Source organism: Bradyrhizobium sp. SZCCT0231, from assembly GCF_018130245.1.
Classification (GTDB): domain Bacteria; phylum Pseudomonadota; class Alphaproteobacteria; order Rhizobiales; family Xanthobacteraceae; genus Bradyrhizobium; species Bradyrhizobium japonicum_F.
Map to the genome: position 1 here is coordinate 96,961 of NZ_JAFCKP010000018.1, position 10,691 is coordinate 107,651.

Annotated in this window: 9 protein-coding genes and 1 tRNA gene; 6 read left to right on the top strand and 4 right to left on the bottom strand. The window is 62.8% G+C overall.

Features of this window, described 5'->3' with window-relative positions; all coding sequences use genetic code 11:
• The first annotated feature begins 83 nt into the window (after window positions 1-83).
• The 4 genes from JQ566_RS29625 to JQ566_RS29640 all read left to right on the top strand — a co-directional run bounded on the left by JQ566_RS29625 (window position 84) and on the right by JQ566_RS29640 (window position 5,620).
• Window positions 84-3,662, top strand: a complete 3,579-nt coding sequence (locus JQ566_RS29625) for a GAF domain-containing protein (protein WP_249139877.1) — start codon at window positions 84-86, stop codon at window positions 3,660-3,662.
• A complete protein-coding gene (locus JQ566_RS29630; protein WP_212378998.1) occupies window positions 3,659-4,048 on the top strand; it encodes a response regulator in 390 nt (129 codons plus the stop codon). Before JQ566_RS29625 ends, JQ566_RS29630 begins: the two co-directional genes overlap by 4 nt.
• Before the next feature lie 119 nt (window positions 4,049-4,167).
• Window positions 4,168-5,007 carry a universal stress protein gene (locus JQ566_RS29635; RefSeq protein WP_212379000.1) on the top strand — a complete coding sequence of 280 codons (840 nt, stop codon included), beginning with the start codon at window positions 4,168-4,170 and terminating at the stop codon, window positions 5,005-5,007.
• 70 nt (window positions 5,008-5,077) lie between these two features.
• Window positions 5,078-5,620: a 2'-5' RNA ligase family protein gene (locus JQ566_RS29640; protein ID WP_212379002.1), complete on the top strand. Its 543-nt coding sequence runs from the start codon at window positions 5,078-5,080 to the stop codon at window positions 5,618-5,620.
• A gap of 261 nt (window positions 5,621-5,881) precedes the next feature.
• Here the strand turns inward: JQ566_RS29640 and JQ566_RS29645 are convergent.
• From JQ566_RS29645 to JQ566_RS29655, 3 genes are all read right to left on the bottom strand, one after another.
• Window positions 5,882-5,956: transfer RNA gene (locus tag JQ566_RS29645), tRNA-Val, on the bottom strand.
• A 158-nt stretch (window positions 5,957-6,114) separates the two neighbouring features.
• Window positions 6,115-7,413, bottom strand: a complete 1,299-nt coding sequence (locus JQ566_RS29650; RefSeq protein WP_212379004.1) for a coiled-coil domain-containing protein — start codon at window positions 7,411-7,413, stop codon at window positions 6,115-6,117.
• 120 nt (window positions 7,414-7,533) lie between these two features.
• Window positions 7,534-8,139 carry a DUF1134 domain-containing protein gene (locus tag JQ566_RS29655; protein WP_212379007.1) on the bottom strand — a complete coding sequence of 202 codons (606 nt, stop codon included), beginning with the start codon at window positions 8,137-8,139 and terminating at the stop codon, window positions 7,534-7,536.
• 139 nt (window positions 8,140-8,278) lie between these two features.
• Here JQ566_RS29655 and JQ566_RS29660 point away from each other — a divergent pair, with 139 nt between their 5' ends.
• A complete protein-coding gene (locus tag JQ566_RS29660; RefSeq protein WP_212379009.1) occupies window positions 8,279-8,764 on the top strand; it encodes a YHS domain-containing (seleno)protein in 486 nt (161 codons plus the stop codon).
• Here the strand turns inward: JQ566_RS29660 and JQ566_RS29665 are convergent.
• A complete protein-coding gene (locus JQ566_RS29665; protein WP_212379011.1) occupies window positions 8,758-9,585 on the bottom strand; it encodes a 3'(2'),5'-bisphosphate nucleotidase CysQ family protein in 828 nt (275 codons plus the stop codon). The genes JQ566_RS29660 and JQ566_RS29665 overlap by 7 nt on opposite strands.
• Before the next feature lie 185 nt (window positions 9,586-9,770).
• On the opposite strand from JQ566_RS29665, the gene chpT reads away from it, so the two are divergent.
• The gene (gene chpT, locus JQ566_RS29670; RefSeq protein WP_162500141.1) at window positions 9,771-10,424 is read left to right on the top strand and encodes a histidine phosphotransferase ChpT; all 654 of its coding nucleotides are present in this window, start codon (window positions 9,771-9,773) and stop codon (window positions 10,422-10,424) included.
• Window positions 10,425-10,691 lie beyond the last annotated feature (267 nt).

Below are 10,691 nucleotides of genomic sequence, written 5' to 3' on the forward strand. Positions count from 1 at the left end.
CCTGATGGTGGAATAATTCCCGACGCATTCTTGATTAGATTTTGACGTCGGCCGCGAACCGGCTGGCGACGTGGATTTTCATCATGGCCGCGCTTCCTCAGGACGTTGTGGCGGATTTGCAGCAGGAGAACGCGCGGCTCCTGGCCGAATTGCGCGCCGCACAAGATCGCGAGACCGCCACCGCGGACATTCTCAAGATCATCGCCAGTTCGCCAACGGAGGTGAAACCGGTATTCGATGCTATCGCGAGGCGCGCAAATGCCTTGCTCGGCGGCTTTTCGACGACCGTATTCCGCTTCATCGACGGCAATGCCCACTTGGCGGCGTTCACGCCGACGAATTCTGCCGCCGATGAAGCTTTGAAGAAGATGTTCCCGCGTCCGATCGCCGATTTCGAGAGTTTTGCGAGGACGGAGGCCGGCAAGGTGGTGCCGACCCCCGATACTGAAGCGCTGACGAACGACATCAAGTTCATCGCGCGCGCCCGCGGCTTTCGCAGCATGTTGTTCGTTCCGCTCGCGACCGGCGGCGTGGTGATCGGCATGATCAGCGTAACGCGAGCCGAGCCGGGGGCCTTCGCTCCGCATCATGTGCAACTTCTGCAGACCTTCGCCGACCAAGCCGTCATCGCCATAGAAAACGTGCGGCTGTTCGACGAGGTGAAGGCGCGTACCGACGACTTGCGGGAATCGCTGCAGCAGCAGACCGCGACCGCCGATGTGTTGAAAGTCATCAGTCGCTCCGCGTTCGATTTGCAAACGGTTCTCGACACGCTGACGGAATCGGCGGCGTCGTTGTGTGGGGCCGACATGGCAGCAATCCTCCGGCAGGACGCCGATGGTTCCTACTATCACGCAACTCGGTACAATTTCTCGCCGGAGTGGGCCAAGGTCTCGGCGGGCGTTCGGCTCAATGCTGGACGCGGTAGCCTCGTCGGGAGGGTCCTGCTGTGCGGCAAGGCTGTTCAGATCCCGGATGCCCTGGTCGATCCCGACTATGCCTATCCCGAGCAACAGCGGGCCGCCGGTTACCGCACCCTTCTGGGCGTACCCCTGCTTCGGTCCGGAGAAACGATCGGCGTGCTATTTCTGGGCCGCAAGACCGTGAACTCGTTCACGGACAAGCAGATCGACCTGGTCTCCACTTTCGCCGATCAGGCCGTGATCGCGATTGAGAATGTGCGGCTGTTCGATGAGGTTCAGGCGAAGACGCGCGATCTCGCCGAATCGCTCCAGCAGCAAACCGCGACGGCCGATGTGCTGAAGGTGATCAGCCGCTCGACCTTCGATCTGCAAACCGTGCTCAACACGCTGGTCGATTCGGCGGCACGGCTGTGCGAAGCGGAGATGGCATTCATCATGCGCCGCGAGGGCGATGAATATCAGGCCGGAGCAGCGGTCGGGTTTTCCGAGGACTACATCGCCTTTCTGCAGGCTCATCCGATCGCCCCCGGCCGCGGCACGATCACGGGTCGAGCCGTCCTCGAACGCCGCCCGGTGCAAATCCTCGACGTCGCTGCCGATCCCGAATACGGCCTGCAGGCGTCGATCACCATGGCTGGTCAACGCACGGCGCTCGGCGTTCCACTCCTGCGCGAGAATGAGCCGATCGGCGCGATCGTGATCGCCCGCAAGCGCGTGCAGCCCTTCACCGAAAAGCAGATCGAGCTCGTCGCCACGTTTGCCGACCAGGCGGTGATCGCCATCGAGAATGTCCGGCTCTTCGAACAATTGCAAACCAGGACGCGAGATCTATCCGAGGCGCTGACGTACCAGACCGGCAGCGCCAATATCTTGAGGGTCATCGCTTCCTCTCCGACCGAAGTCGGACCGGTGCTCAAGGCGATCGTGGAAAGCGCATGCGGGCTTTGCGAGGCATATGATGCTTTGGTCGTTCTGAGGGATGGCGACGATCTCGTCATCCAGGCGCACCATGGCCAGGTTCCCGTGGTGTGGAGCCGACGATCGATCAGTGTCGAATCGCCTACCGGCCGGGCGATTATTGATCGTCGCACCGTTCATGTGCACGACTTGCTCGGGCCCGAGGGGGAGCAATACCCGACAGGACGCGAATATGCGCTTCGGTCCAACGTCCGGACCGTTTTGAGTGTGCCGCTCTTGCGCGAAGGCGAGAGCATGGGGGCGATCGTGCTGCGTCGTATGGAGGTGCGCCCATTCGACGACAAGCAGATCACCTTGCTGCAGACCTTTGCCGATCAGGCCGTTATCGCCATCGGCAATGTGCGTCTATTCGAGCAATTGAATGAATCGCTGGAGCGGCAGACGGCAACGTCGGAGGTGCTGGAAATCATAAGCGCTTCATCGGGCGCACTCACTCCGGTCTTCCACAAGATGCTGGAGAATGCGACGCGAATTTGCGGCGCCGGTTTTGGCACCATGAATCTCTACGAGGAGGGCGGCTTTCGCACGGTCGCATTGCACAACGCGCCGCAATCTTATGTCGATACCCGACTCTACCAGAACATTCGCCCACATCCCGCGAGCGGGCTCGGCACCGTCGAGAAAACTCATCAGACGGTTCATATCGACGACATCAGGACGCAGCCGCCCTATATCGAAGGCAACCCCAATGTTCGCGCGCTCGCCGACCTTGCCGGCGCAAGGACCCTCGTCATCGTGCCCATGCTCAAGGAAGATGAGCTGATTGGCACCATCACGATCTTCCGCCAGGAAGTTAAACCCTTCACGGACAAGCAGATCGAGCTCGTGTCCAACTTCGCACACCAGGGCGTGATCGCGATCGAGAATGCACGCCTGCTGAACGAACTGCGCGAGCGCACCATGGAATTGTCGCAGTCGCTCGAAGAATTGCGAAATACGCAGGATCGGCTGATCCAGACCGAGAAACTTGCCTCGCTCGGGCAACTCACCGCCGGCATTGCGCACGAGATCAAGAACCCGCTCAATTTCGTCAACAATTTTGCTGCGCTGTCCTCCGAACTCACCGACGAGCTCGGCGAAGCGCTGCGCTCAGCCAGCCTGGGCGAGGCGGAAAGGCAGGACATCGACGCGCTGATACACATGCTGCAAGGTAACCTGGAAAGGATCGTGCAGCACGGAACGCGCGCCGATTCCATTGTCAAGAACATGCTTCTGCACTCCCGCGAAGGATCTGGCGAACGCCGCGCGGCGGACATCAACGCCATCCTCGAAGAAAGTCTCAACCTGGCCTATCACGGAGCCCGCGCTGAAAGAGCCGGCTTCAATATCACGCTTGAAAGAAAACTCGACCCGTCTGCGGGAGCGCTCGAGCTGTATCCGCAGGAAATCACCCGGGTGTTCCTCAATCTGGTTTCAAACGGTTTCTACGCGGCCAGCAAACAAAGGGACGCCGTCGGCGACGGCTTCGAGCCAAGGCTGCGTGCGACGACCACAGACCTCGGCGGCGCCGTCGAAATCCGCATCCGCGACAATGGCACCGGCATCCCGGCCGATGTCAGAGAGAAGATATTCAATCCATTCTTCACGACCAAGCCGGCCGGCGAAGGAACTGGCCTTGGGCTTTCAATCTGCCACGACATCATCGTGAAGCAGCACGGCGGCAGCATCGAGGTCGATACCGAGCCGGGCGAATATACCGAGTTCATCATTACGCTGCCGCGTACGCGGGCGGCACCATTGCAGAGCGGAGGCAGAAGTTGAGCGTCTATATCATGGTGGTCGACGACGAGCCCGATGTCGAGGCGCTGTTCCGCCAGCAGTTTCGGCGCGATCTGCGCGCCGGTCGTTTTCTGATGGAGTTTGTATCCTCGGCGCCCCTGGCATTGCAGCGCGCGGCCGTGATTGGGGACGCCACCCTGATTCTGATCCTGTCCGACATCAACATGCCCGGAATGAGCGGACTGGAGATGCTGCCTATCGTGCGCTCGGCCCGCCCCGATGTACCGGTCATCATGATCACGGCCTACGGTGATGCCGAGACCAAGCGCAAGGCGCTGGAGAAGGGCGCCGCCGACCTATTGACCAAACCAATCGACTTCGCGGCGCTACGCCAGGAGATCGATACGAGGCTTGAGCAGGCCGCGTGATTGCAACCATTGCCGGTGGCAAACCGGAACGGCTCGCGAGGTAAAGCTATTGCTAACGCTACCCCAATTGAAAGCAGGCATCCTCCGTCAATCTTCGTCAGAAAAATCGGGGATTCAAAATGAAGACGCTCCTGGTCCCGCTTCAGAATATTCCGATGATGACATCCACGCTCGCTGTGGCCTTAGACCTCGCGCGACGTTCCGGCGCCTATATCGAAGGTTTTCCACTCCGGTTCGGCATCCCTCAATATGCGGCCGCCGAATTGGCCACCGGCATTCTCCTGGATTCGTATCAAGTGAAGAGCGAAGCCGAACTGAACGACATGCGCAACTTTTTCGAAGCATTCATGCTGAAGCATGATGTTCCTCGAGCCACCGCGGGATCGAACCCGCCATGCTTCGGCTGGCTGGAGAACGCGCCTGAGGGCGAAGACTTTGTCGGAAGTTATGGGCGCGCTTTCGATCTGATCGTGATGGCGCGGTCGGATATTGATGCTGCGGGCCCTCACCGCCGCGCGATTGAGTCCGCGCTGTTTGAGAGCGGCAGGCCCGTTCTATTGGCGCCGTTGAATGCACGAAGAAGCGTCGCAACAAACATCATGATCCACTGGAACGGGAGCACGGAGCAAGCTCGAGCAAACGCATTTGCCATGCCGTTGCTTCGTCTGGCCGAAAGGGTATCGGTCCTAACCGTTATCGGCGGCCAAGCGGTGCCAGGACCGTCTGCCGGTCAGATCGCTCGGCAACTCCAATACAATGGCATTGCGGCCAGCTTGATCAGCGTTGAGCTGGACGGGCGCGAAACTGGTGAGGCGGTCCTCGATGCCGCCAGAGCACACGGTTGCGATCTATTGATCAAAGGAGCCTTTACCCGCACGCGGCTACGGCAGATGATATTCGGTGGGGCGACCAGCTATATCATGGAGCACGCGGATATCCCCGTTCTTATGGCTCACTAGCGCACAAAAGGCATGGTTTTGTCGACACCGGTGAGTCGGAAATCCATTGGCTCATGGAGCGACCAAGCGCATGGCTTTGGCTATCAACATTCGGTCCGACCATTCCTCCGCAGAGCGGATCGAAGCCTTGTGGGATGAAGTTGCCGCGTTTGAGAACCAGCCTTCGATGAGGACTCTCAATTATCGGCCGCATTTTACATTCGCCATCTACGATGCGCCCGAGATTACCGCGAAGACCGCGTGGGAGACCATGCTCCGCGCAGTAGGGGACGAAGGGCAATTGCTGGTCGCGTTCAAGCGAATTTGTTGGTTTGCAGGTCCGCCGCTCGTGCTCTGGGCGGAGCCGGAATTCGATGAAACGCTCGTCCGATGGCACGCTTCGATCAGCGCTGCAATCGATCCAGCCTTTTGTCGGCTGCACTATCGGCTGGAAAACTGGCGACCTCATTGCACGCTCGGCACACAAATCGCCGACGTAAAGCGTGATGAGGCGATCGCCTTCGCGCAGTCATTCAAGGGAAGCATGAGCGTGCTGTTCGACGTCGTGGATTGCGTTGCGTTTCCGCCTGTGCGTGTGGTTGCAGAACAGGGATTGCCGCTTCGCACTCCTTGAGCCGACGTCCTGCTCATCGATGCGTCCGGCCGCTCCAGGCGATGATTCTCCGTGCGCCTCTCCCGACCATGCCATACTGCCCCTGTTTTGCCCGACAAGTCAAACGTGACTTCGGAAAATACGTAACCCATTGATCCGGCTGGCGCCGTCTACTGTGCATGGGGTTGTTTTGCCATTTTTGATGGAACGCTCTCGGCAAGCCGCTGACGGCGACGTCAGGTGTCCGGGATCGTTCGATACTGGAGCGGGCGGGGGGATGGATGGTGGGCGCACAAGGGATCGAACCTTGGACCTCTCCCGTGTGAAGGGAACGCTCTCCCGCTGAGCTATGCGCCCGGGACCATCATGCAGGCGGCCGGACTTTCGGCCGGCCGGCACATCGGAGCCCGCGATTTAGAAGTGCCGGCCGAAGGTGTCAAGTTTTCAGGCGGCGCGGGGGCGGAAAACCTTCGGCAGGCCGCGCGATCCGCAAGGGAGGCCGGATTTTGGGCCGGTTACGCGCCCTGCTGGCGGGCGCGGGAGGCGTGGGCCTGGAGCGCGCGGATGCGCTCGGCGAGCGTTCCGCCGCCTTCGGGCAGGGCGGTAGCGGCCGTGCCGTTGGTGGCGGCGTCATTGGCCGGGCGCGGCGCCGGCTTGGGCGGCTGGCCGGCCTCGGCCGCGAGCAGCGCCTCGATCGGCGAGTTCGGGCCTTCGAGCTGCATTGCGAGCTTGGCGACTTCCGCCGCGATGTCGTTGATGCGCTCGCGCAGAAGCGCGTTCTCCATGCGCTCGGTGGCCCAGGAACTCTCCGCCTGCTGCTGGATCGCGTTGATGTCGCGCTGAAGCTTGGCGCGCTCGTCGCGTGCGGTGCGGAGCTGCTCCTCCAGCGCGGCCTTTTCCGCGCGCAGCTGTTCCATGGCCGCCGACGATTTGCCGCCGCTCAGGGCGGCGATCTCGACGCGCAGCTCCTTGACGGTGCGCTCATTGCTCTCGTTGGCCAGACGCAGCTGGTTGTTCTCATAGTCGCGCTCGGCGAGCAGCTTGCCTTGCGTGGCAAGGCGCCCCTCGAGGTCGGCGACGCGGTCCGACAGCATCTCGGCTTCCTTGACCTGCACGAGCAGCTGGCGATCGAGCTCGGTGACGCGCTGGCTCAGATTCTCGACGCGGCCGCGGGCCTCGCCGAGCTCGCGCGAGGCGGTCTCGGATTCGGTCCGCTCCTGCGCGAGACGCGCCTGCGTGGCGGCAAATTCCTTCTCGGCATCGCCGACGCGGTTCTTCAATTCCTCGATCTGCGCGCGCACCGCGACCAGCTCGACCTGGCGGGTCTCCGCCATCATCGAGCGGTCGGAGAGCTCGGAGTTGATCTTGGCGAGCTCGGCCTGCTTGTCGGCCAGCGCGATCTCGGCCTGGCGCAAGGCCTCGGTCTTGGCGGTGAACTCCTCCTCGGTGGCGCGGAGCTGCTCCTTCACCGCCTTCTCGCGCGCCTCCAGCGCGAAGATGGTGGCGTTCTTCTCGCCAAGCTCGATCTTCATGCGGTTGATGGCGTCGCTCTTCTTGCCGAGCTCGGCGAGCTGGCTCGTGGTCTTGTTCTTGAGCTGCTCGACGCTCATCTCGAGCCGCCGCGCCGACATGGCGAATTCGGCGCGGAGCTGGTCCTTGTCGGCCTGGATCTCGGCCATCGACAGCGGGGTGGCGGCCTCTAGCCGGCGCGTGGTCAGGCGCACCGCGCGGTTATGCACCAGCGGCACGATCGCGAGCCCGCACAGCATCGAGAGCAGGAAACCGATCGCCAGGTACATGATCGGTTCGACCATGGGCCAGAACTCCCAAGCTTAAGGAAAAATTCACCAACGACAATGCCATGGCGGGCCGGCAAAAAGCCAGCCCCGCTCTGTCGTTAACCTTGATCCGTCGGCGGATGGGAGGGCGAGGACCTAGAACGGGTTCCAGGTCGCCCGCGGGGTGTATTTGAGATAGCCGATATTGGCGCCCAGCCGCAGGCCGAGCCCGGAGCGGATCGGCACCAGCACGATGTTGTTGGAGGTGAGCGCGGTCATGCCGAAGCCGCCGATGATGTAGGCCGAGCCGTCGATGCCGGCGAAGCGCTGGTAGATCGCATTGGTGGCGGGCAGGTTGTAGACCAGCGTCATGGTGCGGGCGCCGTCGCCGCCCCAGTCGAAGCCGAGCGAGGGACCCTGCCAGTAGACGCGCAAGTCGCCGGCGTTCTTGGTGTAGAGCGTGCCCTCGCCGTAGCGCAGGCCGGCGACGAAGGCGCCGGAGCCTTCCTCACCCAGGATGTAGCCGTTCGGCAGGCCCCATTGGCTGACCGCCTTCTCGATGATCGAGGCGAGCCCGCGCGAGACGTTGCCGAAGAAGCGGTGGCCGGCGGTCACCAGCTCGTCCGGCCCATAGGTATTGGGCGTCGGGGTCCGCTGCGGCGGCGGCAGGTTCGGCGGCGGCGCCTGCTGGGCGGAGGCCGGCACGATCCAGCCGATCATCGCGGCAAGCGCGAGCGCAGCAAGGCGTGATGCGAAAGTCATAAAAGAACCCCTGGTACCGAATCCGGTCGCTTCCTTAACCTGACGCCAACAGGCACGGCTCTAGGTTGCGCCGGATGTCCCCTCGACTCGGATGTTATCCGCAGCAACTATGACGGCACAACGGCAGGAAGATAGCCCTTTGCGCCCCGGAATTGCCTTGATCGCCCGCCGCGTCTGCCTGCTGGCGGGCATTTGGATCATATGCTCGGGGTTGCCGGCAGGGGCCGCCACCACCGAGCGGATCGTCGTCAACCGCTTCACCGGCGTTGCCATCGAGGGATTCGACCCCGTCGCTTATTTCGTTGCTGGCACCGCCATGCAGGGGACCGCGGAGTTCGAGGCGAATCTCTGGGGCGCGGTCTGGCGCTTCCGCAACGAGGGCAACCGGGCTTCCTTCCTGGCCCATCCCGAGATCTATGGTCCGCAGTTCGGCGGCTATGACCCCGCCGATATCGCTCGCGGCGTCACCATCGCCGGCAATCCCCATTTCTTCGCGATCGTGGCGCAGCGGCTGTATTTGTTCAGCCGGGAAGCCAATCGCGACGCCTTCGTCGTCGATCCCGGGCGCTTCCTCTATGAGGTCGGCAAGCGCTGGCCGGCGCTGCAGCAGCAGCTCAGTCAGTAGCAACCTACCGCCTGCGGGTCGCCCCAGGCGATGAATTCCGGGATGATGAAGCCCGTGGCGCTGCGCTGGCCGAAGCTGAGCTCGCCGCCCCTGCCGTCGGTCACCCTGCCGCCAGCCGCAGTCACGACCGCGCAGCCGGCCCCGACGTCCCATTCCGAGGTCGGCCCGAAGCGGGGATAGATGTCGGCGCTGCCTTCCGCGATCCGGCCGAATTTCACGGCCGAGCCACACGTCATCCTTACGGCATTGGGCCTGTTGTCGATGAACGCCTCGCTTTTGGCATCGCCATGCGAGCGGCTCACCGCCGCGATCCAGGGCTCCCCTCGCGTCGGCAGCTTGCGGGTGTGGATCGGCTCCGCCGCGCCGATGCTGGCGCCGTCGAGCCTCACCCGCTCGGCGCCGCGGCCGACGATACCGCGCCAGAGCAGTCCGAGCGCGGGCGCGCTGACGATGCCGAGCAGCGGCACGCCTTCCGTCACCAGCGCGAGGTTGACGGTGAACTCGTCGCGCCCGGCGACGAACTCCTTGGTACCGTCGAGCGGGTCGATCAGGAAGAAGCTGCCCTGAAACGGCGGGGCGGCGAGCTGGGTCCGCTCTTCCGACAGCGTCGGAACGTCGCCCGCGAGCTGCGCGAGGCCGTCGGCGATGATGCGGTCGGCGGCAAGGTCGGCCTCGGTCACCGGCGAGCCGTCCTGCTTGCCGTCGATCCGCATGGCGGCGCGGTTGAAGGCAAGGATCGCTTCACCCGCCTTCACCACCAGCGCGGTGAGCGGCTCCATCAATCCGGATGCGGCCTGGGCGTCGATGATCCTCACCTGCATGCCTCATTCATCGGCAACTCTCGCCCCTCAGTTGATTCGCCCGCAGCCTTTATGGCCGCTTCGAACCTATCGCAAGCTAGCTGCCACCGGCTGGCGAATGTTAGAACCCGCAGCATCCGTCAAGCATGCGTGATTCGCGGCGTCCAGCGCCGTGCAATTCCAGGAACCCTCCAGGACCCCATTATATGTCTGACGCCTCGTCGCCCGCGACCGCTACTGCTCCCGATATGCTCGAACTCGCAGCGCTCCTGTGCTCGCGGGTCTGCCACGATCTCATCAGCCCCGTCGGCGCCATCGTCAACGGGCTCGAAGTGCTCGACGACGATCCCAAGCCGGAGGATCGCGAGTTCGCGCTCGACCTGATTCGCAAGAGCGCCAAGACCGCCTCCGCCCGGCTCCAGTTCTGCCGCCTCGCCTTCGGCGCAGCCGGCTCCTCCGGCGCCCAGATCGATCTCGGCGATGCCCAGACCATGGCGCGCGGCCACATCGAGGACGGCAAGTGCTCGATCACCTGGAATCTGCCGCGGCTGCTGCTGCCGAAGAATCGCGTCAAGCTGCTGCTCAACATGCTGGTCGTGGCCCAGCACACGATCCCGCGCGGCGGCATGCTGACGGTCGATCCGATCGGCGAGGGCGAGACGATGAGCTTCCGCATCACCGCGACCGGGCACAATGCGCGCCTGCCGCAGAACATCTCCGAGCTCTTGAGCGGCGAGCGCGGACCTGCCGCGGATGCGCATGCAATCCAGCCTTATTATACGCGGCTGCTCGCGCAGTCCTGCGGGCTCACGGTGACGCTCGCGCCCGAAGGCGAAGCCATCATCGTTAGCGCTTCGTAAACATACGCGTCGCGCTTCTTAATCGAATCTTTACGAGGCGCTTCGGCTTGTCCGGAGCGCCTTATCTCTTTGTTGGTTCCGTTCTTTTGCACATACTCAACCAATATTAAACGCTTTGCGGTGAAGCTGGCCCCATTCCGAAATGGCGCATCACGCCTCGTGCGCGCCCTTCCTGTATGAAGGCCTGTTTTCATGGATGATCTGTTGCGGGAGTTTTTGACGGAGACCAGCGAGAGCCTGGACACCGTGGACAATCAGCTGGTGAAG